This window comes from Streptomyces kronopolitis, assembly GCF_050953795.1.
Taxonomy (GTDB): Bacteria; Actinomycetota; Actinomycetes; order Streptomycetales; family Streptomycetaceae; genus Streptomyces; species Streptomyces kronopolitis_A.
The window spans coordinates 7,052,073-7,077,101 of record NZ_CP191850.1; the positions used below are offsets into that span (position 1 = coordinate 7,052,073).

The window sequence follows — 25,029 nt, forward strand, 5'->3', positions numbered from 1 at the left end:
GGGGCCCGCGGGTTCAGAGACGGCGGCCGAAGAGCTCCAGCAGATTGCGCCGGTGCCGCTCGTCCGCCCCGGCGTCGTACGCGGCGGTGTCGGCCTGCGTGTAGCCGTGGGGAGCGCCTTCGTACCGTTCGCTGCGGTAGGTCACGCCCGCGGCGTCCAGGGCCTGCTCCAGGGTCTCGATCCGGTCGGCCGGCATCGACTGGTCCTGGTCGGCGTGGCCGAAGTACAGCTCCGCCGTGACGCGGCCGACGAGCCGGTGCGGGCTGTCCTCGTCCTCGGTGACCAGATGGCCGGCGTGGAAGGAGCCCACCGCCGCGACCCGGTCGGGGTGGGCCGCGGCGGTGCGCAGGGCGAGGGCGCCGCCCATGCAGTAGCCGGCGGTGCCCACCGGTCCCTCGGCGACCAGCGGGGAGGCGGCCAGCCAGTCGAGGTAGGCGCCGGCGTCCCGCATGGCCTGGTCGGGGGTGAGCGACCGGACCAGGCCGAAGAGCGGCTTGAAGATCTCCGGCCGCCGGGCGGGATCGATGAAGTCCGGCAGGTCCACCACGGGGGCGCGCCCGGCCCGGTACAGGACGTTGGGCACCAGCACCGTGTAGCCGTGCCCGGCCAGCCGCCGGGCGATCTCCTCCAGCGCGGGGCGCAGCCCGAAGGCGTCCATGTAGAGCAGGACGCCGGGGTGCGGCGCACCGTCGCCGGGGTGCGCGAGGTAGGCGTCGGCGGTCCCGTCCGGGGTGGGGACGTCCAGGGAGGTTCCTTGCACGTTTGTCATGCTCGCTTTCCTTTCCTGTGGCTGTCGTCCTGCGGCTGCCGGTCATCGGGCTGCCGGCCGTGGTGCTGTCGGTCACGTGGTCACAGTGGTGTCGGTCACGGGACCCCGGGGCGCGCGACGGGGGCGGCCCGCGTCGGTGGGTCACCACGCCGGCGGATCGTCCCACAGTAGCGACGGTCCGCAGCACCTCGGCTGCGGACCGTGCCCGCCCCCGCCTGCGCCCCAGGGCAATTCTTGACCAGCGAAAAAGGATGCGATTGCCTTGGACCGAGGGAAGTTGATCCGGAACACGTCCGGATCGCGGTCCGCTCCCGGGGCGGTGGGGGAGGACCGCGGCAGCCGTGCGGGACCCAGATCCCCACACCACCGCTCACCCCCCACAAAGGATGCAGCCCGACGATGACGAAGCACACCACACAGTTCGCCGTGCGCGGCAGCCGCACTCGGATACCGGCCGCCACGGCGGCGGCGACGGCCGCGGCGCTCGCGGCGTCACTGCTCGCCGGCTGCTCGTCCGGCGACCCCGACGGTGCCAGGACCCCCGGGCCGGCGACGCCCCCGCCGCACAAGAGCACGGCTCCCGCGACCAAGAAGCCCTCCCCGCACGCCCCCTCCGCGCCCTCCCACGCGTCCGGCGGCTTCGCCCCGTACGTCGACACCTCGCTCACGCCCTCCTACGACCTCCTCAAGGGCGCCCGGGAGACCGGTGTGAAGGAGTACACCCTGGCGTTCGTCTCCCCGGGCGGCGGCTGCGCGCCCAAGTGGGGCGGCCGGCAGGAACTGGCCGACAACCCGGTGGCGGGTCAGGCGGACCAACTGCGCGCCCAGGGCGGCGAGGTGCGGATCTCCTTCGGCGGCCAGAGCGGCAACGAGCTGGCCCGCGCCTGCGGTTCGGTGGACAAGCTGGTGGACGCCTACCGCAAGGTCATCGACGCCTACCACCTGACCGGCGCCGACTTCGACATCGAGGGCCCCGCCCTGACCGACACCAAGGCCAACGACCTGCGCGCCCGGGCGATCGCCCGGCTCCAGCAGAGCCGGAAGCTGGACGTTTCCTTCACCCTGCCGGTGATGCCCTCGGGCCTGAACCGGGACTCCGTCGCCGTTCTGAAGGGCGCGAAGAAGAACGGCGTCCGGATCTCCACCGTGAACATCATGGCCATGGACTACGGCAGCTCCTACGACGGCGACATGGGCAAGTACGCCATCGACGCCGCCACCGCGACCCACCAGCAGGTCAAGTCCGCGCTGGGGCTGCGCGGTGAGGCCGCGGCGTGGAAGGCGGTCGGGGTCACGCCGATGATCGGGGTGAATGACGTCAAGGGTGAGATCTTCACGCCCGGCGACGCGGCCGAACTCAAGACCTTCGCCCGGCAGAAGGGGCTCGGCCGGCTGTCGATGTGGTCCGCCACCCGCGACAAGCCGTGCCCGGAAGGCGCCAACATCCAGGCACAGGCGACCTGTTCCAGCACCGGGAAGAACACGAACGAGTTCGTACGGGCCTTCACCGGCCGCGGCTGACGCGCCACCGGCCGCGCCCCCGTGCGGCCCCCGCCGCCCGGCCAGGACCCCGCCCGACCGGAACCCCGCCCGGCCGGGCGAACGGCGGCCCCGCGCCGTTTCGTTCGCCCCGTACGGAACGTTTCGCCCCCGCGAGGCATCTCCTCCTTCGTACGGCTTATGCCCGTTGAGAGGAGCTGTTCCGGATGGTGCGTCGCGCACGTGCGCTGCTGTTGACCGCGTTACTTCTGCTGACCGGTGTGGTGATGTCGTCCGCGCCGGCCTCCGCCGTCATCGGCGGCGCGAAGAGCACCTACGGCCCATGGGCGGTGCGCATGCTCATCGACGGCAAGCCGACGTGCACCGGCACCGCCGTCACCGACCGGTGGATCATCAGCGCCTCGCACTGCTTCTACGAGCAGGCACAGCCGGTCGCCGACAAGCGGATCTCGTTCCGGGTCGGCAACCTCGACATGCGGAAGGGCACCACGGTCCGCCCGCTCCCCGGCAAGCGCGCGGGCAGCGCGCACGCCGACATGATGCTCATCAAGGTCCAGCCGATGAAGATCCGCACGGCGCCACTGGCCACGGCCGGAGTCCACCTCGGCCAGGTCGTACGGCAATACGGGTGGGGCGCCACCTGCACCGGTGACGAGAACTCCTGCCAGTCTCCCGTGCTCAAGCAGTCCGACCTGCGCGTCGTACGGCCGGACGACCCCCGCTGCGCGGGCTTCACCGCCCCGGGCGGCCCGGACTTCTGCATGGAAAAGGTGTCCGGGATCCCCGCCGGCGGCGACTCCGGCGGCCCGGTGATGAGCATCGCCCCGAGCGGCACCGAGACCCTCCTCGGCGTCTTCAACGGCTCCGACCGGGAGACGACCGCCCAGGCCGGGGAGATCTCCCAGCAACTCGCCTGGATCCGCTCCGTCATCCGGCAATAGCCCGGCGCGCGGGCAGGATGCGGGGCCCTACGGGTGGTACTTCTCCTCGACCGTCTCGCCACCGCCGGACGTGGCGCCCATGGTGACGCGGACCGTCACGCTGCCGGTCCTGGCGGCCTTCTCCAGCTGCTCCACGGTGCACTTCCTGGTGCCGTAGCCGTCCCCGCCGATGGCCACGTCGCCGTCGGCGTCGGAGCAGATCGCGGCCGCGCCGAGGATCCGTGTGGCGTGGGAGATCAGGAATGCCTGTTCCCTGCCGCCGCCCTCGGGCGTGACGGTCAGCTTGCCGGGCGCGAGGTACGACAGCTTGCCGACGATCGTGCGGTGGTTGCCCGCATGCGCGACACCGCCCCCGGCGGAGGCGGACCCGCCGCCGGTGTCACCGCCCGCCTTGGAGCCGGCCCCGGTTGCCGACGCCTGGCCGGCGGACGAGCCCGCGGCGGACTTGCCGCCCGCCTGGCCCTGCGAGGCGGCGGCGTCCGAGGAGGAACCGCTGGAGGACTGGGGCGAGGCCGAGTGGCGCGCCGACCCGGCCGCACTCGAAGAGCCAGCTGAGCCGTCGGCGCCGGTCGCCCCCGAGTCCGGCCCGCAGGCCGTGGTCCCCAGCCCCAGCGCCGCCGCGGCGAGGACGGCGGCGGCGATGCGGCGGCCGGCGCGGCCGCGGAGGCGGTGGGTGGTGGCGTTGTTCATCGGTTCTCCCGTTGCGGTGTGCTGTGGTTTTGCTGCCGGACAACAGGAAGCTTCGAAGATCATGTTGGCGTTGCTGGACTCCCTGACACCGACCCAGATGCAGGGAGAGGTGCTGGGCGCCACCGCCGAGAAGGTGTCGACCGGGGTCAGCGCGGCTGTAGATCGCGGGGTCGGTCTCGTCATCGGAGGGCGTGGCAGCCCAGGCGAGGCCGTTGTCCCCGGTCTCCCGTGCCCCTGAGCAGCCAGCGCAAGGCATCCGTTGCCAGCGCTTCTGCCTCGCCAACTGCTGCGTTCGTCGTGTCCACCGCCGTCATGGCGCCCCACTGTGGCACGCGGCGCGACCCGCGCCCAGACGGTCGTCATCGACCGGGCCTAGAGATGCCAGCTCACCGTTCCGCCGGCCGAGGTCAGGACGACGAGCAGGACGAGGTCGAGCACGCCGAAGGCCACGCCCAGCCAGGCGCGCAGGCGGCGGATCGTGCCGCGGGCCAGTGCCAGGATGCCGAACAGGACGGCGCAGGGGCCGAAGAAGACGTTGAAGACCACGGTGCCCACCAGGCCGCAGACGAACGCGGCGACGGCCATCCGGTCGGCCTGTGGGCGGGGCCCGGTCTTCAGCGGGATCCAGGTGGAGGTCATCGCGAGGCTCCCTTCATGCCGCTCTTGCGGCGTTCCCGCCAGAAGAAGACCGTGAGCCAGGCGGTGATGGCGATCCCGCCGAGCACGGTGACGGGCACCGGGACATGACCCGCCGTCCCGAGCAACGCACCGAAGAGGAAGAGGGAGACGACCAGAAAGAGCATGCTGTGCCTTTCATGCGAAGGTCGGCCACGTGCCGCAGCCGGCCCGGGCGGGCACCTGCCGCTCCGTTGCGGCGGCTTGCGTGAACCGGGTACCCGCTTCCCGCACACCTATGGGCGCCGGAGTCATACCGTCCGCGTCTGGGCTGTCGCGCACGGTCGTCTCCCTCGCCGACCGCGGGTGCGCCGCGGCTGGGCGTCCGGTTCTCCGGCGCGGCCGGGAGCGTGCCGGACGCGCCGGCCGAGGCCGTCGACCTCATCGCCCGGGCCGGACAGCCGGTCAGCGGCGAGTGGTGAACAGGTCTGTCACGGCTGTGCGGGGGCGTCGGTCACGGGGCGGCCCGGGCCGTGTGACGGTAGTGGTCGAGCTGGGTGACGCCGTTGTAGCCGTAGCTCTCGGGGTGGAGTTCGTACAGGGCGACGCCGGCGACCGGGGGCAGTACGCCCAGGGTCTCGCGCAGCAGCGCGTACGCGCCGGTGAGGAATTGGGCCTTTTCCTCGGCGCTGTTGGTGCCCGCGGTGATGCTCGCCTCCACATGTGCGCCGGTGGCCTCGCGGACCGGGCGGCCGGCGACGAAGAAGTGGTCGGCCGGGACCGGGTGGACATGGACCGTGGTGCGGGCCGCGGACTTTCCCAGGGCGGAGACGGCCAGGTCCGTCAGGCCCCCGGCGAGGGCGCGGCGGTGGGCGGGGGTCAGGTCCGGGTCGGAGACGGTGACGCGGATGTACGGCATGGGGCGGCGCCTTTCAGGAGTCCGGGTGCATGCTCATGAGCCTCTCCGGTCAGGGAAGATGGGTCCAACGAGGAGCATCGATGGGCTCATGAGGGGGCCTCATGGGCAGCCTGGTGAGGAGTTGTGGGAAGGGCTTGGGAGAGAGGGGCCCGGCGCCGTGCCGGGGGGGACCTCACGATGCCCACGCCCTTCGCGCCCCTCATGGCTCTCATGGCGCTCATGGCGGGGAGGGAACGGCATCGTGGCGTTGAATCTGGCGCAGTTGCGGGCGTTCGTCGCGGCGGTCGACGCGGGCGGATTCGGTACCGCGGCGGTGGATCTGGGGCTGAGTCAGTCCGCGGTCTCGCATGCCGTGGCCTCGCTGGAGCGGACCCTCGGCGGGGCGTTGCTGGTGCGCTCAACTCCCGTGCGGAGTACCGACCTTGGTGAGGTGGTGTTGCCCCATGCCCGCGCGGCCCTCGCGGCGGCGGACGCGGTCCTCGACGCCGCGGCCCGGCACCGGGCGACGCCGGGTGGGACGGTACGGCTCGCCGCCACCCCGACGGTCTGCCAGGGCCTGCTGCCCTCGCTGCTGCGCGAGTGGTCCGAGCGGCTGCCCGCGCTGCGGCTCCGGGTGTTCGAGGGCAGCGGTGAGGAGACCGAGGCCTGGCTCGCCGGTGCGGCGGCGGACGCCGCCATCGTGGCCGACCCGCCGTCGGACGCCGTTCGCGGGGACGGGCATGGCGGCGCGCTCCTGGTGACCGACCCCTTTCTCGCCCTGCTCCCGCAGGACCACCCCTTGGCGGGGGAGGAGAGCGTCCATGTCGCGGACCTCGCGGACGACCCGCTGGTCCTCTCGCCGAACGGCTGCGAGCGGCACATCCGCACCATTCACCGGCTGGCGGGGGAGGAGTACACCCCGGCCCACCGCGTCCGGGACCTCGGCACGCTCCTCAGCATGGTCCAGGCCGGCCTCGGGGTCTCGATCCTGCCGGAGGTCTCCCGGTCGGTCGTCCCCGATGACCTGGTCCTGGTGCCGGTCACCCCGCACCACAGCAGGGACCTGGTGCTGTGCGGACCGCGGGACCGTCCCTGGCTGCCGGCCGTGCACGCCCTGGTCGACTCCGTGGCGCGAACGCACCCGGGGTCGCCGCGGTGACGTCCCGGCCTGCCCCGGCTTCCCGGCGTGCGGGCCCGGCGGAGGCCGGTCGGCCTCACCTCCCCCAGATCCGTAGGTACGCCGCGCGGTAGCCCGGCGGGTCCCAGGTCGTGGCGCCCCGGCTGTTGGCGGCCGTGGCGATGTGCACGGGGGCGACATAGCCGCTGGCGGGTCTGCCGGAGAAGGCGCGGTTGAACTCGTCGAGGATCTGCCAGCCCTGCTGGGCGAAGGGTTCGGGAACGGTGGCGGCCTGGAACTGCCCGCTGTTGATGCGCTGGAACGCGGACGGATCGCCGTCGCCGGCACCGATGTTGAACGGCGCGCCGCGGCCCTTCCTGCGTGCGGCGCGCAGTGCCGGGGCGGCGTCGGCGAAGTACACGTCGTTGATGGCGGCGGAGTGGGTCCAGCGCTCCCGGAAGCGGGAGAGCAGCGAGGAGACCTCCTGCGGCGTGCGGCTGCTGGTGTCCGCGATCGGGATGTTCTCCTCGGCCAGCAGCCGCACGCCGGAACAGGTGGCCAGCTCCTTCTCGATCAGCTCGGATTTGTTCCTGGCGAACGGGATCGAGTCATCGGTGAACACGACGACCCCGGCGTGGCCGTGCGAGTGCACGATGATCCAGTCCGCGCTGCTCCGTGCGACGTCCTGGACCCGGGTGGTGACGTTGCTGAACAGCGCGGGGTTCCGGCTCGGGCCGGGGGCGTCGACGGCGTGCCAGCCGACGAGCGGGATGTGCGCGGCGCCCGCCTTCGTCACCTGCTGCGACGTCAGATGCGGATCGAAGCCGCCGAGGACGATGCCTGAGGGCCGCAGGGCGAGGGCCTGGCTGAAGGCCGCCTGGATCCCCGCGGGCGTGCCCTGGCCGTCGATCACCCGGACCTGCCAGCCGATGGCCCGTGCGGCCTCCCGTACCCCGTTGGCGGCGCCCGCGACACCCGGGTTGTTCATGGTCTGCGCGACGTAGACGATCCGCTTGCCGGACACCGCCCGGGGGCCGGTGGTGGGGCCGTCCCAGGTGGAGCGGGTCGTCATGGCCCGGTCCACGGTCGTCCGGGCCCTGGCCAGGACGGCGGGGCAGCCCGTCCGTACCGGTCCGGGCGAGTAGGACCCGGCGCCGGCCGAGGTGCCGCGCTCGCACCCGGCGAGGACGGTGACGGCCACGGCCACGGCCAGGACGCCGGCGTTGCCGAGGGCCGAGGTGCGGTGCGCGGACACGGGCGCTCCTTGCGGACGGGAGGCACGGGTGAGGGTCACGGTGTGGCGTGCGGGGCGTCGTGGCGGGGCCGTGCGGGCTCCGCGCGGCCCCGCCGCAGCTGACGGCGCGCGGCGTACCCGGCCATGCCGACGGCGAGCAGCAGCGTCGCGCCGTTGAACAGCGGGGTGACCCAGAACTGGGCGCCGAGCTGACCGATGCCGGCCAGGCCGACGGCGAGGATGACGACGGCGACCAGGGTGCCCAGGGCATTGGCGCGACCGGGTCTGATCGCGGTGGAGCCGAGCAGCGCGCCGACGAACGCGGGCAGCAGGTAGTCGAGTCCGACGCTCGGGTTGCCGATCCGCTGCTGCGCGGCCAGCAGGACCCCGGCGACGCCCACGACCAGGCCCGAGCCGGTGAACGCGTAGATGACATAGCGCCGGACGGGGATGCCCACGAGTTCGGCGGCGCGGGGGTTGGAGCCGATGACGTACAGGTACCGGCCGAGGGGCAGCCGGTCCAGGAGCAGCCACAGGACGCCGGTGAGGGCGAGGACGTAGAACGCGGAGACCGGCAGGCCGAGGAACCGGGAGTCGTAGAGGTCGGTGAAGCCGGCCGGCAGGCCCTGCGGGCCGGGGACGATCCGGGACCCGTTGGTGAGCCAGCCGGTGACGGCGTAGAGGATGCTGCCGGTGCCGAGGGTGGCGATGAACGAGTCGATCCGCCCGAATTCGACGACGACGCCGTTGAAGACGCCGACGACCGCCCCGCCGAGCACCACCACGAGGCAGGCGAGCGGCCAGGGCCACCCTTCCTCGGCGATCAGCCGCATCGTCATGACGTGCGCGAGGCCCAGCCCGTAGCCGATGGACAGGTCGAACTTCGCGGTGACGATGGGGATCATCGCGCCGAGCGCGAGGACGGCGGGGATCGACTCGTTGGACAGCACCTCGGAGATGTTGTCCAGGGTGGGGAAGGTGTCCGGCAGCGCCAGCGAGAAGGTCAGGAACAGCAGCGCGGCGAGGGCCAGGAGGCCGTAGGCGCCGAGGAGGTGGCCCCACCGGCGGCCCAGCGGGGGACGGGGCAGGGGCGTCATCGTCTCCTCGTCCCGGTGAGCGCGGTCATGGCCGAGGAGGCGCGGGCGAGTGCGGCGGCGGTCAGCGCCTCGCCGCTCAGCTGCACGGTCACGTCCCCGCGGACGAAGACCAGGGCCCGGTGGCACACCTGGGCGACCTCCTCGAAGTCGGTGGACAGGAGCAGGACCGCGAGGCCGTCGGCCAGCGCCTCCTGGAGCAGGCGGTAGAGCGCGGCCTTGGCACCGACATCGACGCCGGCGGTCGGTTCCTCAAGGATCAGCAGCCGCCGCTCGCGCCCGAGCCACCGGCCGACCATGACCTTCTGCTGGTTCCCTCCGGAGAGGGTGGCGATCGGCGCCTCGGTGTCCCCGGGCGACACCGAGAACCGTTCGATCAGGGCGGCCGCCTCGGCACGCTCGCGTCGGGGGCCGATCCAGTGGACGGCCGGCCCGCCGCCCGCCCGGGGGTTGGCAAGGAAGTTCTCCCGCACCGTCAGTTCGGCGGCGCAGCCCTCCTCCTGACGGTTGCTGGTCACCAGGCCGACGCCGGCGGCGACGGCGGCGGCGACCGTGTCCGGCGCGTAGGGCCGCCCGTCGAGCAGGGCCCGCCCGCCGAGGAGGCGGCCGGCGCCGGCGAGGGCGCGGCCCAGTTCCATGTGCCCGGCGCCGGTGAGGCCCACCATGCCGAGGATCTCCCCCGCGCGCAGTTCCAGGCTGACGGGTGCGGTGTGCGCGGTCCCCACCCCGTCGAGGCCGAGGACGACCGGGCCGGCGGCGGGGACGGTCCGGTGGCCGCCCGGGGTGTGGCCGACGATGTCGTGCACGAGGCGGGCCGGATCGTAGCCGGCCAGGGGGCCCTGGCTGATCAGACGGCCGTCGCGCAGCACGGCGAAGTCGTCGGCGACCCGGTACACCTCGTCGATGCGGTGGGTGACGTGCACGAGGGCGTGGCCCTGGTCGCGCAGGGTGCGCAGCACGTCGAAGAGCCGGGCGCAGTCCGCCGCCGGGAGGCTGGCGGTCGGCTCGTCGAGGACGAGGAGCGCGGCCCGGCTGGACAGCGCGCGGGCGAGGGCCACCAGGGAGCGTTCGGCGCGCGGCAGGTCGGCCAGGGGGGTGTCCGGGTCCAGATGTGCGGCGACGAGGTCCAGCGCGGCGGCGGCCTGCCGGCGGGTGCGCCGCCACGACACCAGGCCCGCGCGGCGCGGGTATCCGGCGCCCAGGGCGATGTTCTCGGCGACCGTCATCCACCCGACCAGCCCCAGGTCCTGATGGATGAAGGACATGGCGCGGGAGGCCGCTTCGGTGCCGAGCGGGTGCCCGGCGACCGTCACCGTGCCCGTGTCGGCGTGGTGGACGCCCGCGAGCACCTTGATGAGGGTGGACTTCCCCGCGCCGTTGGGCCCGAGCAGGGCGAGGACGCGGCCGGGCCGGATGTCGAGGTCGACGCCGTCCAGGGCGCGCGTGCCGCCGAACCGCTTGCCGACGCCGCGGATGCGGACGAGCGGCTCCGGGGCGGGGTGCGGGGGAGGGCTGCGGTCGGGAGCGTCGTGCACGGACTTCTCCGGGGGTCGGCCTCGTGGTTCTTCCTGGGGCCCGACGGGCCGGGCCGCACTGCATCCTTCATGACGCTCTGTGGGATTTCGTCATGGTACGGCCCGTTATGGCGTTGCTGTCGCAGCGGCCGCTAGAGGGCCGGGATGTCGTCGAAAAACCTCTCGGCGGCGGCCTTCGCGCCGGGTGCCTCCAGCGCGCACTCGGCCCAGATGACCTTGCCGTCGGGGGTGTAGCGGGTGCCCCAGGCCTGCGCGAGCTGGGCGACGAGGAACAGCCCGCGGCCGCCCTCGTCGGTGCTGGCCGCACGGCGCAGATGCGGGGCGGTACTGCTGGCGTCGGACACCTCGCAGATCAGCGTGCGGTCGTGCAGGAGGCGGACCTGGATGGGCGCGGTGCCGTAGCGGACGGCGTTGGTGACCAGTTCGCTGAGCAGCAGTTCGGTGGCGAAGACGGCCTCCTCCAGTCCCCATGCGGCCAGTTGGCGGGTCACCGCGGCACGGATGCCGGAGACCAGCGACGGGTCGGCGGGCAGGTCCCAGGTGGCGATCCGCCGGCGGTCCAGGGCGCGGGTGCGGGCGACGAGCAGGGCGATGTCGTCGTCGGGATGCGGCGGCACCACGGTCCGCACCACCGCCTCACAGGTGTCCTCGGGGGAACGGGCCGGATGGGACAGGGCCCCGCGCAGCCGGTCCAGGGACGTGTCGACGTCGCGGTGGCGGTCGGCGAGCAGCCCGTCGGTGTAGAGCACGAGCTGTGAGCCTTCGGGGAGCGGGACGGTGGCGGTCTCGAAGGGCAGGCCGCCCAGGCCCAGCGGCGGGCCGGCGGGCAGGTCGGGGAGGTCGACGGTGCCGTCGGGGTGGACGAGTGCGGGCGGCGGGTGGCCGGAGCGGGCCATCACGCACACCTGCGAGGTGGGGTCGTAGATGGCGTACAGACAGCTGGCGCCGATGATGCCGGGGCTGTCGGCGGCCGGGTCCTCGGTGCCCTCGTCCCGGTCGAGGCGCGCCACGAGGTTGTCGAGCTGGGTGAGGACCTCGTCCGGGGGCAGGTCGAGTTCGGCGAAGTTGCGCGCGGCGGTGCGCAGTCGGCCCATGGTGGCGGCGGCGTGCAGCCCGTGACCGACGACGTCGCCGACGACGAGGGCGACGCGGGTGCCCGAGAGGGGGATCACGTCGAACCAGTCGCCGCCGACCCCGGACGCGGCCGGCAGGTAGCGGTGGGCGACCTCGACGGCGCTCTGCTCGGGGAAGCGCTGCGGCAGCAGGCTGTGCTGCAGGGCGAGGACCATGGTGTGTTCGCGGGTGAAACGCCGGGCGTTGTCGATGCAGATGGCGGCGCGGGCGGCCAGCTCCTGGGCCAGCGACCGGTCGTCGTCGCCGAACGGGTCGGGGTCCTGCGCGCGGTAGAAGCTGGCGATGCCCAGTGCGATGCCGCGGGCGAGGAGGGGGGCGGCGATCAGGGAGTGGATGCCGTGGTCGAGGAGGTGGCGGGTGTGCGCGGCGTCCTGGGCGATCCAGTCCGTGGCGGCCGTCAGATCGGCTTCGAGGACGGGCTGACGGTTGGTCAGGCAGCGGATCTGCGGCGTCGTCGGCCGGAGCGCGACCCGCTCACCCTCCGGGTAGAAGGGGCAGTCCGGGCGGATGCCGTGGACGACGGTGCGGTGCAGCCCGGTCCGCAGATGGGCCGGCTCCTCGCCGCGCAGCACCGCCTCGGGGAGGTCGATGGTGACGTAGTCGGCCAGCCGCGGGACGGCCATCTCGGCGAGTTCCCGGGCGGTGCGGCTCACGTCCAGGGTGGTGCCGATCCGGGTGCTGGCCTCGGACAGCAGCTCCAGCCGGCGCCGGGCGGCCACGGCGTACGTGCCCACCCCCGGCTCACCGATCAGCACCACCGGGCCGGCCGCGCCACCGGGTGTCGGCCCGGTGGTGCCGGCGGTGCCCGGCGGGCGGGCCGCCGCGACCGGCCGGCCGCGTGCGGTGTCGGCACCGGCTCCGGGCGGCGGAGGGGTCAGGGTGCGGGCGTCTGCCGCCGGGTCGCCGGGCGGGGCGCCCACGTCGGCGAGGACGGCGAGGTGTTCGTGCGGCGCGGGCAGTACCGCCTCGATGACGACGCCCTCCACCCCGGAGGGGCTGGTCACCGGGCGGCTCAGCAGGGTGACCCGGCGACCGCCGGGCAGCTTGACCTCGACGGCGGCGCGCTGGGCCGAGGCGATCAGATCGGCGGCCCGCTCCTTGAGCAGCAACTCGTCCCGCCAGTCCAGCCCGGTCCCGGCCGGCTCGCCGTTGCCCGTCACCCCACCGGCCGCCGCGCGACCGCGGGCATCCAAGTAGGCCTGGAGCAGGGCACGTTCACGCAGCGAACTCTGGGTCAGCAGCCGTTGCTCGATGGCGCCGGCCGCCCGGCTGATCACGGTGTTCAGGGCCGCGTTCGCGTCGGTGGGCGGATAGCCGAAGCACAGCACGCCCTCGATGCGTCCGCTGAGCGGGTCCCGGACGGGAATGGCCGCACAGGCGTTGGTCTGTGAGCGTTCGGCGAAGTGCTCGGCGCCGTAGACGGTGATCAGCTGCCGTTCCGCCAGCGCCAGCCCGATGCCGTTGGTCCCGGCGAACTGCTCGGCGAACACGAAGCCCGGCACGCTCTGGATCGCGGCCAGGTGCCTGACCAGCGAGGCCTCACCGAATCGGCGTTGCAGCACGGCCCCGTGACCGTCGGCGAGGCACACGTTCATGTTCCGGCCCGCGAACCTGGCCTGGAGGCGGTCCAGCACCGGCCCTGCGGCGCGGACCAGCCGGCCGTCCAGATCGAGGTCCTGGCGGTAGGGAAGCTCGCAGCCCTCCGGGGTGAGCCCCAGGGACCGGGAACGCTGCCAGGAATCCAGGATCGGGCCGCGCACGCCCTCCGCGACCGGGCCACCGTGCAGGAACCGCTCACGGGCACGTGCGGGGCCGAGGTCGCCTGCCACGAGCCCCATCCCGATCACCTGCCCGATCGATGCGTGCTGCCATGGCCACCCGTGCGAGGACAGCGGCACCACGCACCTAATTGTAGAGCTTTCTACATTTATCGGTCATGGCTGCGTGCGGGGGCCCAGGGGGCCTCGGGGCCGTCACAGCACCGCGAGGGGGGTGACGGGCGAGCCCGTGCCGCCGGGGATGTGCAGCGGGGCCACCATGAACAAGAACGCGTAGCGGTCCTCCGCGGCGCAGGCGACCGCGAGCGCTTCGAGGTCGAGGTTGTCCAGCAGCGGCACCCCCATCGCCGCGAGGGCGAGTGCGTGCACCGGCGAGTGCAGACCGTCGACGGGCGAGGGCCGCACGTCGCTGTCGCCGTCGCCGCCCAGCAGCGCGATCCCGCGCTCGGCCAGCAGCGGCACGGCGTCCACGTGCAGCCCGGCGCTCGCCGTGCCGGGGTCCCAGGCGCCCTCCTCCCGGCGGCGGCGCAGGCTGCCGGACCGCAGCAGCAGCGCGTCGCCCTCGCCGAGGGTCACACCGAGCGCCCGCTCGGCGGACGTCAGGCCCTCGGCGTGCACCGCCTGTCCCGGTGCCAGCCAGCGGCACCCCAGAACGGCGGGCAGATCGAGCAGCACACCCCGGGTCACCAGGGCGCCCAGCGCCGAGACCGCGCCGAAGCGGGCACCGGCCGCGTCGACGCATTCCCGCGCCGGGCGGCCGTCGTAGAGCTGCCCGCGGTAGGCGATGTGGGACAGCGCGTCCAGATGGCTGATCGCCTTGCCGTGGTAGTCGGCGCCGATGAAGTCCTTGTGGACGGCGGGCTCGCCGGGCTCCGGGCCGCCGGGGTCGGACATGTAGTGCAGGGCGGGCCGGCCGTTGTCCGGGCCGGGGGAGGTGTCCCAGGGGCGCGCCATCGGGATCACCGTCCCGGAGCGGACGAGGGCGGTGGCCCGCCGCACCCGCTCCGGGGTCACCCGGTTCCAGGCGCCGCGGTCGGCGGCGGACCAGCGGCCCCAGGCGCGGACCGCCGCGAACAGCGCGTCGAAGTCCGCGCGCGAGACGGCGGGCCCGTTGTCCGCACCGCCCGGCGGGGGTGTCGGCGCGTCGCTGGGGTGGCGGGTCATCTGATCGGTGCTCCAAGGGGGACGGGGGCGCCCGGCGGCGCTACGTGCCGGGGCCGAAGGGCTGGACGCGGGCGATGAGCAGGGCCACGTCATCGGGGTCGTCCGGCCGCCGCAGCGCCGCCAGCAGCCGGTCGCAGGTCTCCTCCAGGGAGCGGTCGGGCGCGTCCAGCAGGCCGCGCAGGGTTTCCAGGCGCTCGTCGATGGGGTGGTGGCGGGTCTCGACCAGCCCGTCGGTGTACAGGACCAGCTGGTCGCCGGGGGCGAGGCCGAAGGTGACGGTCTCGAAGGGGACACCGCCGACGCCGAGCGGGGTGCCGGTGGGCAGGTCGAGGAGGACGGGGTGGCCGCCGTGGCGTACCAGGACCGGGGGCAGGTGGCCGGCGGTGGCGATGTGGCACTCGGCGCGGTGGGGGTCGTAGACCGCGTGGACGCAGGTGGCGATGTAGTGCTCCAGCCCCGAGGTGATCTTGTCGAGGTGCTGGAGGACGTCGGCCGGGTCGAGATCGAGATCGGAGAAGGCGCTGGTGGCGGTGCGTAGCCGGCCCATCGTGGCGGCCGCGTCGATACCGCTGCCCATCACGTCGCCCACCACGAGCGCGGTCTTGTCGCCCTCCAGCGGCAGGACGTCGTACCAGTCGCCGCCGATCTCGTAGGTGGCCTGCGCGGGCCGGTAACGGGAGGCGATCTCCAGGCCGGGAAGGTGCGGCGGGTGGTCGGGGAGCAGGCTGCGCTGGAGGGTCTCGGCGGCGTTGCGCACGCTCTGGTGCGAGCGGGCGTTGTCGATGCACACGGCGGCGCGGGAGGCCAGCTCGGCGGCGAGGGCCAGGTCGTCCGCGTCGAAGGGCTGCGGGTTGCCGGCGCGGCTGAGCCCCAGGCAGCCGAGGATGTGGCCGCGGGCGATGAGCGGGGCCAGCAGGTAGGAGTGCACCCCGGCGTCGGCCAGCAGGGCCGCGGCGCGGTCGCTGCGGGCGATCCGCCCCAGGTCGTCGCGGTCCGCGTGGGAGACCAGGATCGGGCGGCCGGTGCGCACGCACTCGGTGGCCAGCCGCCCGGCCTCGTAGGCGGCGGTCCTGCCGGGCGGGTCGACCGCATGGAGGGCCTCGGTGGGGTAGGCGGCCTTCACCGCCAGGGCGCGGAAGAGCGCGGGGCCCTCGCCGCGGCTGGGGCGGTGGTCACCCAGTACGGAGTCCAGCACATCGACCGTGCCCAGGTCGGCCAGCTCGGGCACGGTGACCTCGGCCAGCTCCCGGGCGGTCTGCTCGACCTCCAGGGTGGTGCCGATGCGTGCCGAGCCGTCCGCGATCAGGGCCAGGCGCCGCCGGGCCTCGGCGGCCTCCATCGCGGACCGGTAGCGGTCGGTCACATCCACCACCAGGTCGGCCACCCCGAGCACCCGCCCCTGGGGGTCCTCCAGCCGGTACAACGAGATCGACCAGGCGTGCTTGTGCTCCGGGTCGGAAGGCGTCCGGCCGACGACGGTGGCCTGGTCGACCATCGGCACGCCGGTCTCCAGCACCTGCTGCATCGCGGCCTCGGGCACCTCGAACTTCGAGGCGGTCATGATCTCGCGGTAGTGCCGGCCGAGATGGTCCTTCGCGGGGATTCCGTGCATCCGCTCCATGGCGGGGTTGACGGCCACATAGCGCAGCTCGGTGTCGAGGATCGCCAGCCCGATGGGGGACTGGGAGATCAGCCGGGTGGACAGCGCGACATCGCGCTCCACCTCGCGGAGCGTCGGGGAGTCGGTGGCCAGCCCGAGCGCGTAGAACTCGCCGTGGTCGTCCGTCAGCCGCATGGTGCGCAGCTCCACCAGCCGCGCTGCCCCGTCCTTGTGCCGGACGGGGAAGGTGCCGCCCCAGCTGATGCCGGTCTCCATGACGTCGGCGAACTTCTTGATCACCAGGTCCCAGTGCTCCTGGTGGATGAGCAGCGGCGCCGCGTACTCCCCGAGCGCCTCTTCCGGGGAGTAGCCGTACAGCTCCTCGGCCTGCGGGCTCCACAGCACGATCCGGCCCTCGTCGTCCACCAGCACCGCGGCGACGGCGAGGAGGTCCATCAGCCCGCTGGGCTGCGACGACCCGCCCTCCGGCCCGCCGGCGGCAGCGGGCGGCACCTCGGCTGCGCTCACCCCGGCACTCCTTCCGTCCGCCGGACCTCGGGCCCCTCCCGTCCACCCGACCACGGGCTCCTCCCGTCCACCCGACCACGAGGCCTCCGGGTCCGCCCGATGACAGGCCTTCCCCGCTCCGTCCGGCGCCCGTTCCCGCCCTCCGGCCCGTGGCCCGCCCCTGCCCGGCGGCGACCCCGGCTTCCATGGTCCCCTGGATCGCCCGACCGCACCTCCGTCCGGCCGGGACCAGCACTTTCACCCCCGACAAGAGCCCCGACAAGGGCCCTGGCCAGGGGGCGGGCCCTCCCGCCGAACGCCGGCAATGGTGAACGGAGCAAGCCCGCCGGTCGCTGCGACGTCCGGTCGGCCCCCGGTGTCACAATCGCGGCAGATGCCCCGCACGGTGCGTCTGCCGCATCCGGTGCATGCCGCGCATCCGGTGCGTGGGGCCGTTGAGGGAGAGGCGCTGAGGCATGGCGACATTCGTCCTTGTGCACGGGGCGATGCACGGGGGCTGGGCCTGGCGTGAGGTGCGTGCGCGGCTCCAGCGGGCGGGGCACCTCGTGTTCACCCCGACGCTCACCGGGCAGGGGGAGCGCCGCCAATCGCTCACCCCTGACGTCGGGGTCGAGACGCACCTCACCGATCTCACCGAGCTGCTCTGGTTCGAGGACCTGCGCGAGGTGCAGCTCGTGCTGCACAGCTACGCCGGCATCCTCGCCGGGCCGCTGGCGCAGCGGGCCGGTGACCGACTGGCCGGGGTGGTGTTCCTCGGTAGCTTCCTCGCCGGTCCCGGCCAGTCGCTGCTGGACGTGGAGCCCGCCGAAACAGCCGCCCGCTACCGCCGGGAGGTCACCGCCGGGGACGGCTGGCGCCTCCCGGCGAGCCCGGCGTTCCTCGACCAGTGGGGGGTCACCGATCCCGGGCTCCGCGCCTGGGCCGGGCCGCGGCTGACCGACTTCCCGTTCCGCTGCCTGACGGACCCGGTCGCCTACGACCCCGGGGCCCTCCACCGGATCCGCACGGTCTATGTGCGGCACACCGACCCGCCCCTGGCGAGCCTGACGCGCTTCCACGCGCAGGCGCTGGCCGCCGGGTGGGAGACGTACGACCTGCCCTGCGGCCACGACATGATGCTCGCCGCCCCGCAGGCCACGGCGGACCTCCTGGTGCGCCTCGCCGAGGACCCGCCGGCCGGGCCCCATCGGGACGGGCGGCCGGTCACGTAGGGGAATGCCCGTGGTGACAGGGCCGGGGAGGCGGGAGAACCCCTCGGGGACGGGGCGAAGTGCCCCGGGGAGGGGTACATGGTCCCGGCCCGCGACCGGGACCGCTCGCCCTCCGGGTCGGGCCGATCGGACGTGGTCCGGGGCGGCCGGGTGCGCTCTACTGAAAGTGACGGGGAGCACAGTGGCGGCGCGGAACAGCGGCGAGACCGTGCACCGCGCAGCCCGGCCCGCGAAGCAGCGGGCCGCCTCCCCGCCACTTTCAGGCCGTCGTTTCTCGGCGTGAGGGTGCACCGCGCTCCGCCCCCCTGGGGCCGGCGCGCGGAGCCCTCCGGCTCCGGTGCACAGGGCGCTCACCACCCCTGTGCCCCGACATCCGCGGCACGTCCGAGGAGGGGAGAGAGACGGCACGGCCGACACACCGGCGAGCCGGGAGAACCGGCGCGCCCTGATGCGGAGGTGACCATGAACGGCAGGACCGAGGGGAACGAGTGCATCGTCGTCGGGGTCGACGGCTCGGAATCGTCCAAGGAAGCGCTCCACTGGGCGGTACGCCAGGCGGAGCGGGAACACACCACGGTCAACGCGGTGATGGCCTGGGAGTACCCGGCGATGTACGGCTCGATCGGCTGGATCGACGCACCGCAACACCTCGCGACCGACATGAAGGTGTGGGCGGGGGAGACGCTGGACGGCGCCGTCAGCGAGGTCGTGAGCGCATATGACGCCCCGCCGGTCGCGGCCACGGTGGCGTACGGCACGCCGTCCGGAGTGCTCCAAGAGGCGGCGCGGGACGCGTCGTTGCTGGTGGTGGGCAGCCGCCGGCGCGGGGTCCTCGGCGGGCTCCGCAGCTCCCTGAGCCGTCGCTTCGCCCGGCATGCACCGTGTCCGGTCGTCGTGGTGAGCGAGGAGAGCCGGCGCGGGTAGGGCGGCGGGGGGCTGCCGGGTGCCCCGTCGTCGGCAACCACCGGTCGCGGACCAGAGGGTTCCGGATGCGGGGACGGCGGGGCGATAATCCCCGATATGTCTTTCTCGTACCTCTCCGCCGCGCTGTTCGACGTCGACAGTGGACAGGGGCTGCGCCAATTCACCGAACTGGCCCTGGCCCTGCTGCTGTCGTCCCTGATCGGTCTGGAACGCCAGGCCCGGCAGCAGAGCGCGGGACTGCGGACCCACACCCTCGTCGGCGTGGGCAGCGCGCTGTTCATGGAGGTGTCGATCCACGGGTTCGGGTCGGTGCTGGGCATGCACGGGGTGGTGCTCGATCCGTCCCGGGTGGCCGCGCAGGTCGTCTCGGGCATCGGCTTCATCGGCGGCGGCTTGATCTTCGTCAGAAAGGACGCGGTCCGCGGCCTGACGACGGCCGCCACCATCTGGCTGACCTGCGCCATCGGCATGGCCTGCGGTGGCGGCCTGCCCCTGCTGGCGATCGGCGCGACGGCCGTGCACTTCCTCGTCATCCGCGGCTTCTCCAAGCTCACGGCGATGACTTCGGCGTGGCCGTCCTTCGCCCGCGTCGAGCTGCGCATCAGCTACCTCTCGCGGCACGGGGTGCTCGGGCGGCTGCTGGAGACCTGCACCGGCAGCGGCTTCCGGGTCACCACGGTCCAGGTGACGGGCGGCACGGACGCGCAGGAGGGCCCGGCCGAGGTGCTGCTCCGTCTGGAGGGCGCCTCCTCCCCGTACCTCCTGGTCGAGAAGGTCTCCGAACTGTCGGGGGTGCAGGGGGTGGCGCTGGGACGGCAGGGCGACAGCCCGGAATGAGCATGCCGGTCGCGCCGGTGTCCCATGGGCGGCTATCGGGATCGGGCGTCAACTACGGCTGTTGATATGGAAGTTCACGACACCCACTTCGCGTTCGTCACGCCCGAGCAGGCCGCCGAACTGCACCAGGAACTCGGCCTGGAGCTGCGCGGAGGGACCGGGGCGGGGCGCCACGACCACCACCGCGGCGACGGGGTCTCCGACGCCCGGTCGTCAGGACTCCGCCTCCCTCTCGGCGCCCTCCTCGGCGGCCACCCGCTTGAGGGTGCGCCCGCTGCGGACCGACCGGGCCCGCCAGGGGTCGGGGGTGCCGCCGCGCCCGGCCCGTTCGTCCTTCTCCTTCACCAGCAGCCAGGCCTCCCGTTCCCCGGAGTCCTTGCCGCCGCGGAACCGGGTGAGGGCATAGCCGCCGCGGAGCTTGTGGCCGTCCAGCCAGAAGGAGGCGTGGCCTTCCGCCAGGGACTGGAGGAAGGAGAGGGCGCGGCCCTTCTTCTTCCGGGGCAGCGGCCGGTAGGTGCCCTGGTCCCAGACGATGACGGTGCCCCCGCCGTATTCGCCCCGCGGGATGACGCCCTCGAAGGTGCGGTACTCCAGCGGATGATCCTCCGTCGGCATCGCGAGCCGCTTGTCGTGCGGATCGGCGGACGGACCTTTGGGGACGGACCAGGATTTCAGCACCCCGTCGACCTCCAGCCGGAAGTCGAAGTGCAGGGTGCTGGCCTCGTGGATCTGCACGACGAAGCAGGGGACGTCGCCGGCGGCCGCCTGCTCGCCCCGCGGCTCGGCCGTGCGGTCGAAGTGCCGCTTGCCGCGGTACGTCGTCAGCCCGTCGTCGCCGCCCATGCGACCGCCCGCCTTCCGTTCGATGGCCACGCCTCTCACTGTGGCCCGCGACGGGCGCGGCTGCATGCGCACCGGCCCGCTCGCGACGCGCCCCACCACGCAGCACGGGACCCGCCGCTGCCACCCGCAGGCGTAGCGGAGATCGTTCGCCGGGCGCACCCAGCAGCCACGAAGATCAGCCGACAGGCTGACGGCAGCCTCCTGCGGCCCTCCTAGTGTGTCCCTCACGCCACTGACCGGCACCTCGTCCACAGCGGCGAGCCGACCGGTACGGGCGCCGACACGCCCCGGCTGGGCAACTCCCATGCCCGTCCGTTAGCGAGCAACTGGCGGACGCACAGAGCGCGGTGTCCGACCGTTCGCCCGGCGCCGGGCTCGGCGCTGCCGTGGCCGCCCACGTCCCGGGCTCCGAGGGCCGGCGGCGCACGCAGCCCGGGACGGCGACGGCGGATGAGCCGGGACGACGGAGAAGAGCGGGAGAGCGGAGAGGGTGGGGAGAGCGCATGAGGTTGTGGACGGCGCAGCACCGTGACGTCGTGGGGGTGCTGGATCGGACCGGGCGGCTGGTCGGTGACTGGGACCTCGTGCCCTCGTCATGGCGCCCCGCCTACCGGGTGATGGCCGCCGAGATGGCGCGCCGGGGCCTCGACTGTGCGGGCCGGCCACCGGTGTGGGCCTGGCCCGAACCGGACACCCGGGACAGCCGGGTGGAGCTGACCGCCCGACTGCTGCTCAGCGACCTGCAGTTCGCGGCCGGCGTCGTCATCCTGGATCTGGAGGTGCCGGACGCGTATGTGCTGCGCAGCTCGTACTCCGCCTGGAACGACCTGCTGTGCGAGTACCTCGACGGGGCGCGGTCACCGGCCATGGACTGGGCCATCGCACCCGAGGAGGAGAACGACCCGGACCGGGTCCGCGTGCAGGCGTGCCTGCCGCTGCTGCGGCACTCCTGGGTACGCGGCATCCGCCCGATCGAGCCGCCGGAGCCCCTCGACGAATGAACCGGCCGCGCGCGGCCCGCCGCTCACCGCCTCGCCCGACACCGCAGCGACGTCACCGCGCCGAGCAGCTACGCCCGTGGCCGGCGCCCCGTCCCCGGTGCCCGGAGGGCGTCGACGGCGATGCGGGCCGCGGTGCCGATGACCGCGTCGGCCGCGGGGAGGGTGGCGGCGGTGTTGGCCGCCCGGGTGAAGACGGCGACCGCGTAGCGCCCGCCGTCGGGGTATTCGACGACGCCGACCTCGTTGCGCAGGGTGGGGAGGCTGCCCGTCTTGCCCGCGACGTGCACATCGTCGAACGGGAAGCCGGAGGCGAGGCGGTGCGGCCAGACCTGGAGGCCGAGGAGCCGGCGGATGGCCGCGCCGTGCTCGGGGGTGCCGGCCTCGTCCCGCCAGATGTGCGCCAGCAGCCGGGTCATGTCCCGCGGGGTGCTGCGGTTGGTGCGGGCGGGGTCGAGGGCGGTGAGCCGGGTGAGGGTGTGCGGATCGCTCAGCGCCCGGGGGCCGCTGGGCCCGGCATCCTTCTTGAGGGTGTCGAGGAGCTGGCGGAAGGTGTGGATGGCCAGGGTGTGGGAGAGGCCGAGCTGCGCGGTGGTGCGGTTGACGGCGTCGAGGCCGACGCGTTCCAGCAGGAGGTCGGCGGCGATGTTGTCGCTGACGCTCATCATCAGATAGGCGGCGTCGCGCAGCGACATCCGCACGGGATCGAGCATGGCCCCCAGCCCCGTGAGCCCGAAGGTGCGGCCGGTGGGCGGTACCTCGATCTGCTCGGTGAGGTCGAAGTCGCCCTGTGCGGCGCGCCGGTGGAGGGCGACGAGCAGACAGAGCTTGTGGACGCTGGCCGTGACCACCGGACGGTCGGGGTGCAGACCGACCTCCGCGCCGGAGTCGATGTCGCAGGCGTGCAGCCAGCCCGTGACGGCCGCGTCCGCGAAGGCGGTTCGGATCTGCTGCTGGGTGCGGGTCATAGCCAGTACTCCGCTGTGGGGCGTAGGTGGAGAGGGGGCAGGGGCTGGTCCGGGCCCACTGTGCCAGTGCCCCCCAGGGCTCGGGCGACCGCTTCGGCGAAGGCGTCCACCGCGGCGTCACGCTGTCCCTGGCGCCAGGCGACCGAGTGCCGCCAGGCCAGCGGGGCGCCGGCCAGATGACGCCAGATGATCTGCGGGTGCGGCGGCGCGGGCTGGGTGTCCCACGGGCTGAAGGAGACGGCCTGCGAGGAGAGGATCAGGCCGCGGATGAAGCTGGGGCTCCGGCCGTGGCGGACGGCGGGCGGGGTGTAGCCGTTGCGGGCGCAGGTGGTCAGCAGCTCGTCGTGCAGCGCCGGGGCGTCGCCGCGCGGGAAGAGGACCAGGTCGTGGCCGGCCAGGGCGGCCAGCGGCACGTCGGTCAGCCGGGCGGCGGGGTGGTCGTGCCGCAGGAGTACGCCGAGTTCGCGCCGCAGCAGCGGGCCGATCTCCAGCCCGGACACATCGCAGGGATGGTGCACGAGCCCCACGTCGAGCCGCCCCGCCCCGAAGCGTTCGAGCTGCTGGGCGGTGGTCAGCTCGTGCAGCTCCAGCTCCGTGCCGGCCTGCCGCTCGCCGAAGTCCGCCAGCAGCGCGGCGATGGTCTCGCCGGAGATGTCCGGCGGAAGTGCGGCGCGCAGCAGTCCGCTCTCCCCGTCGCGAATCCGCCGCGCGGTGGCCAGCAGCGTTTCCGAGCGGCTGAGGATCTCGCGGGCCTCCGCCAGGAGCAGAGCGCCGCCGTGGGTGATCGTCACCTGCCGGCTGGAGCGCTCGAAGAGCCGGATGCCCAGTTCGCGCTCCAGCCGCTGGATGCGCTGCGACAGCGGCGGCTGGCCCATGCCCAGGCGGGCCGCCGCGCGGCCGAAATGTGACTCTTCAGCAACAGCCACAAAGCAGCGGAGATGCCCGAGGAGGTCCATGAACAGCAAGAATATCAAAAGCGAATGAATACGTGCACGATCTGCATCTTGGACATGAACGGCTTTCCGGTGCTGTTCTCGGGGCATGTCCGCATCTTCCGATTCGCCCCGCGACCCCGCCCCGGCGCGGCCCTCACCGCCCCGGCGGCCGTGGCCCCGGCGCAGACGAAGCGCACGACGGCAGCGGCCCACGGCGGCCAAGCCGCGCGCCGGCATGAACAAACCGCTGCGCCGGGTCGCGGTCTGCTTCCTGGCCCTGGTCCTCGCCGTGATGGGGCGCGCCACCTGGATCCAGTTCTTCCAGGCGGACACCTACGCGTCCGACCCGCACAACGCCCGCGTGGCCATCGCCCGCTACGCCCAGCCGCTGGGCAACATCCTCGTCGACGGCACCCCGGTGACCGGCTCCGCGAAGACCGGCGGGAATCTGGCGTACAAGCGCACCTACACCGACGGGCCGCTCTACGCCCCCCTCACCGGGTTCTCCTCCCAGATCTACGGGAGCACCCAGCTGGAGGGCGTCTACAGCAAGGTCCTGGACGGCAGCGACCCCCGCCTGGCCGGGCCCGCGGACACCCTCACGAAGAAGCGGCCCAGGTCGGGCGACGTCAGCACCACCGTCGACGCCCGGGTGCAGAAGGCCGGGTACGCCGCGCTGAAGGGGAAGTCCGGCGCCGCCGTCGCCCTCGACCCCGACACCGGCAAGGTGCTCTCCATGGTCTCGACGCCGTCCTACGACCCGGGGGCGTTCGCCGGCTCGACCCCCGCCGACCAGGCCGCCTGGGACAAGCTGGCCAAGGACAAGAGCAAGCCCAACGTCAACCGCGCCCTGCGACAGTCCCTGGCCCCCGGCTCCCCGTTCAAGCTGGTCGTCGCCGCCGCGGCTTTGACCGACGCGCCCGACACCTACCCCGACATCGACACCCGCACGGACGCCGACAGCCCCTATCCGCTGCCCGGCACCAAGATCTCGCTGCCGAACGAGGACCCCTCGGCCCCTTGCAAGGACGCCACGCTGCGGGTGGCTCTCCAGTACTCCTGCAACAACGTCTTCGGGAAGGTCGCCAACACCGTCGGCCAGGACAAGATCCAGCAGATGGCGGAGAAGTTCGGCTTCAACACCGACAAGCTGGACATCCCCGTGCGCGCCGGGAAGAGCGTCTATCCCACCGGCATGGACCGGGCCAGCGAAGCCATGTCGGGCATCGGGCAGTACGACGACCTGGCCACCCCGCTGCAGATGGCCATGGTCACCTCCGCCATCGCCAATGACGGCACCCTGATGAAGCCGATGATGGTCGACAAGCTGACCGACGGCAGCGGCAACAGCATCCAGGATTTCCAGCCCACGCAGTACGGCAAGCCCGTCACTCCCACCGTCGCGCGCTCGCTGCAGTCCGCCATGCGGACCGTCGTCAGCTCCGGAACGGGTACCGGCGCGCAGATACCCGGGCTCACGGTCGGCGCGAAGACGGGCACCGCGCAAAACGGCGTGAACAACAGCGGCACCCCGTACGCCTGGTTCGTCTCCTGGGCGAAGAACTCCGAAGGCCACAAGGTCGCGGTCGCGTCCATCGTCCAGCAGGCCGACGCGGCGCGCGCGGAGGTCTCCGGCAGCAGCCTGGCCGGCCCTGTCGCCAAGGCGATGATGAAGGCGGCGCTCCAGTGACGCGACGCCGGTGGAGGTGCCGGGAT

General features: G+C 73.4%; 22 protein-coding genes. 8 read left to right on the forward strand and 14 right to left on the reverse strand.

From position 1 onward, the window contains the following. Positions 1-13: 13 nt before the first annotated feature. On the reverse strand, positions 14-769 hold the full coding sequence (locus ACQP17_RS31105; RefSeq protein ID WP_433859273.1) for a dienelactone hydrolase family protein: 756 nt from the start codon (positions 767-769) through the stop codon (positions 14-16). A 399-nt stretch (positions 770-1,168) separates the two neighbouring features. Here ACQP17_RS31105 and ACQP17_RS31110 point away from each other — a divergent pair, with 399 nt between their 5' ends. Both ACQP17_RS31110 and ACQP17_RS31115 read left to right on the forward strand, forming a co-directional pair. Further along, a complete protein-coding gene (locus tag ACQP17_RS31110; RefSeq protein ID WP_433859274.1) occupies positions 1,169-2,290 on the forward strand; it encodes a chitinase in 1,122 nt (373 codons plus the stop codon). A 185-nt stretch (positions 2,291-2,475) separates the two neighbouring features. Next, positions 2,476-3,210: a S1 family peptidase gene (locus ACQP17_RS31115; RefSeq protein ID WP_433859275.1), complete on the forward strand. Its 735-nt coding sequence runs from the start codon at positions 2,476-2,478 to the stop codon at positions 3,208-3,210. 27 nt (positions 3,211-3,237) lie between these two features. Here the strand turns inward: ACQP17_RS31115 and ACQP17_RS31120 are convergent, their stop codons facing one another. The 4 genes from ACQP17_RS31120 to ACQP17_RS31135 form a co-directional block, all read right to left on the reverse strand. Further along, positions 3,238-3,900: a hypothetical protein gene (locus ACQP17_RS31120; protein ID WP_433859276.1), complete on the reverse strand. Its 663-nt coding sequence runs from the start codon at positions 3,898-3,900 to the stop codon at positions 3,238-3,240. A 372-nt stretch (positions 3,901-4,272) separates the two neighbouring features. After that, complete coding sequence (locus ACQP17_RS31125) at positions 4,273-4,539, reverse strand: DUF4190 domain-containing protein (RefSeq protein WP_433859277.1); 267 nt, start codon at positions 4,537-4,539, stop codon at positions 4,273-4,275. Next, entirely contained in the window at positions 4,536-4,703 is a 168-nt protein-coding gene (locus ACQP17_RS31130; protein WP_329143823.1) for a hypothetical protein, read from the reverse strand. The genes ACQP17_RS31125 and ACQP17_RS31130 overlap by 4 nt, the downstream gene beginning before the upstream one ends. 326 nt (positions 4,704-5,029) lie before the next feature. Beyond that, positions 5,030-5,434: a tautomerase family protein gene (locus tag ACQP17_RS31135; RefSeq protein ID WP_433859278.1), complete on the reverse strand. Its 405-nt coding sequence runs from the start codon at positions 5,432-5,434 to the stop codon at positions 5,030-5,032. 241 nt (positions 5,435-5,675) lie between these two features. On the opposite strand from ACQP17_RS31135, the gene ACQP17_RS31140 reads away from it, so the two are divergent. After that, the gene (locus tag ACQP17_RS31140) at positions 5,676-6,572 is read left to right on the forward strand and encodes a LysR family transcriptional regulator (RefSeq protein ID WP_433859279.1); all 897 of its coding nucleotides are present in this window, start codon (positions 5,676-5,678) and stop codon (positions 6,570-6,572) included. Positions 6,573-6,627: 55 nt separating this feature from the next. Here ACQP17_RS31140 and ACQP17_RS31145 read toward each other — a convergent pair whose 3' ends face one another. The 6 genes from ACQP17_RS31145 to ACQP17_RS31170 form a co-directional block, all read right to left on the reverse strand. Continuing rightward, positions 6,628-7,785: a substrate-binding domain-containing protein gene (locus ACQP17_RS31145; protein ID WP_433859280.1), complete on the reverse strand. Its 1,158-nt coding sequence runs from the start codon at positions 7,783-7,785 to the stop codon at positions 6,628-6,630. A 35-nt stretch (positions 7,786-7,820) separates the two neighbouring features. Then, entirely contained in the window at positions 7,821-8,861 is a 1,041-nt protein-coding gene (locus ACQP17_RS31150) for an ABC transporter permease (RefSeq protein WP_433859281.1), read from the reverse strand. Further along, positions 8,858-10,393 carry a sugar ABC transporter ATP-binding protein gene (locus ACQP17_RS31155; RefSeq protein WP_433859282.1) on the reverse strand — a complete coding sequence of 512 codons (1,536 nt, stop codon included), beginning with the start codon at positions 10,391-10,393 and terminating at the stop codon, positions 8,858-8,860. The genes ACQP17_RS31150 and ACQP17_RS31155 overlap by 4 nt, the downstream gene beginning before the upstream one ends. Before the next feature lie 131 nt (positions 10,394-10,524). After that, the gene (locus ACQP17_RS31160; protein WP_433859283.1) at positions 10,525-13,365 is read right to left on the reverse strand and encodes a SpoIIE family protein phosphatase; all 2,841 of its coding nucleotides are present in this window, start codon (positions 13,363-13,365) and stop codon (positions 10,525-10,527) included. Between the two features lie 135 nt (positions 13,366-13,500). Beyond that, positions 13,501-14,469, reverse strand: coding sequence for a cyclase family protein (locus ACQP17_RS31165; RefSeq protein WP_433859284.1), 969 nt, complete (start codon positions 14,467-14,469; stop codon positions 13,501-13,503). A gap of 40 nt (positions 14,470-14,509) precedes the next feature. Then, complete coding sequence (locus ACQP17_RS31170; RefSeq protein WP_433860054.1) at positions 14,510-16,525, reverse strand: SpoIIE family protein phosphatase; 2,016 nt, start codon at positions 16,523-16,525, stop codon at positions 14,510-14,512. 527 nt (positions 16,526-17,052) lie between these two features. On the opposite strand from ACQP17_RS31170, the gene ACQP17_RS31175 reads away from it, so the two are divergent. The 3 genes from ACQP17_RS31175 to ACQP17_RS31185 all read left to right on the forward strand — a co-directional run bounded on the left by ACQP17_RS31175 (position 17,053) and on the right by ACQP17_RS31185 (position 19,569). Continuing rightward, positions 17,053-17,808, forward strand: a complete 756-nt coding sequence (locus ACQP17_RS31175) for an alpha/beta fold hydrolase (RefSeq protein ID WP_433859285.1) — start codon at positions 17,053-17,055, stop codon at positions 17,806-17,808. 462 nt (positions 17,809-18,270) lie between these two features. Then, the gene (locus ACQP17_RS31180; protein ID WP_364883514.1) at positions 18,271-18,732 is read left to right on the forward strand and encodes a universal stress protein; all 462 of its coding nucleotides are present in this window, start codon (positions 18,271-18,273) and stop codon (positions 18,730-18,732) included. A 96-nt stretch (positions 18,733-18,828) separates the two neighbouring features. Next, entirely contained in the window at positions 18,829-19,569 is a 741-nt protein-coding gene (locus tag ACQP17_RS31185; RefSeq protein WP_433859286.1) for an MgtC/SapB family protein, read from the forward strand. Positions 19,570-19,782: 213 nt separating this feature from the next. Here ACQP17_RS31185 and ACQP17_RS31190 read toward each other — a convergent pair whose 3' ends face one another. After that, complete coding sequence (locus ACQP17_RS31190; protein WP_433860055.1) at positions 19,783-20,412, reverse strand: DNA polymerase ligase N-terminal domain-containing protein; 630 nt, start codon at positions 20,410-20,412, stop codon at positions 19,783-19,785. Between the two features lie 503 nt (positions 20,413-20,915). On the opposite strand from ACQP17_RS31190, the gene ACQP17_RS31195 reads away from it, so the two are divergent. Beyond that, complete coding sequence (locus tag ACQP17_RS31195) at positions 20,916-21,413, forward strand: DUF3841 domain-containing protein (protein ID WP_433859287.1); 498 nt, start codon at positions 20,916-20,918, stop codon at positions 21,411-21,413. Positions 21,414-21,481: 68 nt separating this feature from the next. On the opposite strand, the gene ACQP17_RS31200 is transcribed toward ACQP17_RS31195, so the two are convergent. Together ACQP17_RS31200 and ACQP17_RS31205 are read right to left on the reverse strand one after the other, a co-directional pair. Further along, positions 21,482-22,378 (reverse strand): serine hydrolase, encoded by an 897-nt coding sequence (locus ACQP17_RS31200; protein WP_433859288.1) that lies wholly within the window; start codon positions 22,376-22,378, stop codon positions 21,482-21,484. After that, positions 22,375-23,334 carry a LysR family transcriptional regulator gene (locus ACQP17_RS31205; protein WP_433859289.1) on the reverse strand — a complete coding sequence of 320 codons (960 nt, stop codon included), beginning with the start codon at positions 23,332-23,334 and terminating at the stop codon, positions 22,375-22,377. The genes ACQP17_RS31200 and ACQP17_RS31205 overlap by 4 nt, the downstream gene beginning before the upstream one ends. A gap of 214 nt (positions 23,335-23,548) precedes the next feature. Here ACQP17_RS31205 and ACQP17_RS31210 point away from each other — a divergent pair, with 214 nt between their 5' ends. Next, positions 23,549-25,003 (forward strand): penicillin-binding transpeptidase domain-containing protein, encoded by a 1,455-nt coding sequence (locus ACQP17_RS31210; protein ID WP_433859290.1) that lies wholly within the window; start codon positions 23,549-23,551, stop codon positions 25,001-25,003. The last annotated feature ends 26 nt before the right edge of the window (positions 25,004-25,029 follow it).

Bases quoted from the DNA above. Each gene is read 5' to 3' on its own strand.
- ACQP17_RS31105 (WP_433859273.1), bottom strand. From the start codon at position 769: ATGACAAACGTGCAAGGAACCTCCCTGGACGTCCCCACCCCGGACGGG.
- ACQP17_RS31110 (WP_433859274.1), top strand. From the start codon at position 1,169: ATGACGAAGCACACCACACAGTTCGCCGTGCGCGGCAGCCGCACTCGG.
- ACQP17_RS31115 (WP_433859275.1), top strand. From the start codon at position 2,476: ATGGTGCGTCGCGCACGTGCGCTGCTGTTGACCGCGTTACTTCTGCTG.
- ACQP17_RS31120 (WP_433859276.1), bottom strand. From the start codon at position 3,900: ATGAACAACGCCACCACCCACCGCCTCCGCGGCCGCGCCGGCCGCCGC.
- ACQP17_RS31125 (WP_433859277.1), bottom strand. From the start codon at position 4,539: ATGACCTCCACCTGGATCCCGCTGAAGACCGGGCCCCGCCCACAGGCC.
- ACQP17_RS31130 (WP_329143823.1), bottom strand. From the start codon at position 4,703: ATGCTCTTTCTGGTCGTCTCCCTCTTCCTCTTCGGTGCGTTGCTCGGG.
- ACQP17_RS31135 (WP_433859278.1), bottom strand. From the start codon at position 5,434: ATGCCGTACATCCGCGTCACCGTCTCCGACCCGGACCTGACCCCCGCC.
- ACQP17_RS31150 (WP_433859281.1), bottom strand. From the start codon at position 8,861: ATGACGCCCCTGCCCCGTCCCCCGCTGGGCCGCCGGTGGGGCCACCTC.
- ACQP17_RS31160 (WP_433859283.1), bottom strand. From the start codon at position 13,365: ATGGGGCTCGTGGCAGGCGACCTCGGCCCCGCACGTGCCCGTGAGCGG.
- ACQP17_RS31165 (WP_433859284.1), bottom strand. From the start codon at position 14,469: ATGACCCGCCACCCCAGCGACGCGCCGACACCCCCGCCGGGCGGTGCG.
- ACQP17_RS31170 (WP_433860054.1), bottom strand. From the start codon at position 16,525: ATGGACCTCCTCGCCGTCGCCGCGGTGCTGGTGGACGACGAGGGCCGG.
- ACQP17_RS31175 (WP_433859285.1), top strand. From the start codon at position 17,053: ATGGCGACATTCGTCCTTGTGCACGGGGCGATGCACGGGGGCTGGGCC.
- ACQP17_RS31180 (WP_364883514.1), top strand. From the start codon at position 18,271: ATGAACGGCAGGACCGAGGGGAACGAGTGCATCGTCGTCGGGGTCGAC.
- ACQP17_RS31185 (WP_433859286.1), top strand. From the start codon at position 18,829: ATGTCTTTCTCGTACCTCTCCGCCGCGCTGTTCGACGTCGACAGTGGA.
- ACQP17_RS31190 (WP_433860055.1), bottom strand. From the start codon at position 20,412: ATGGGCGGCGACGACGGGCTGACGACGTACCGCGGCAAGCGGCACTTC.
- ACQP17_RS31195 (WP_433859287.1), top strand. From the start codon at position 20,916: ATGAGGTTGTGGACGGCGCAGCACCGTGACGTCGTGGGGGTGCTGGAT.
- ACQP17_RS31200 (WP_433859288.1), bottom strand. From the start codon at position 22,378: ATGACCCGCACCCAGCAGCAGATCCGAACCGCCTTCGCGGACGCGGCC.
- ACQP17_RS31205 (WP_433859289.1), bottom strand. From the start codon at position 23,334: ATGGACCTCCTCGGGCATCTCCGCTGCTTTGTGGCTGTTGCTGAAGAG.
- ACQP17_RS31210 (WP_433859290.1), top strand. From the start codon at position 23,549: ATGAACAAACCGCTGCGCCGGGTCGCGGTCTGCTTCCTGGCCCTGGTC.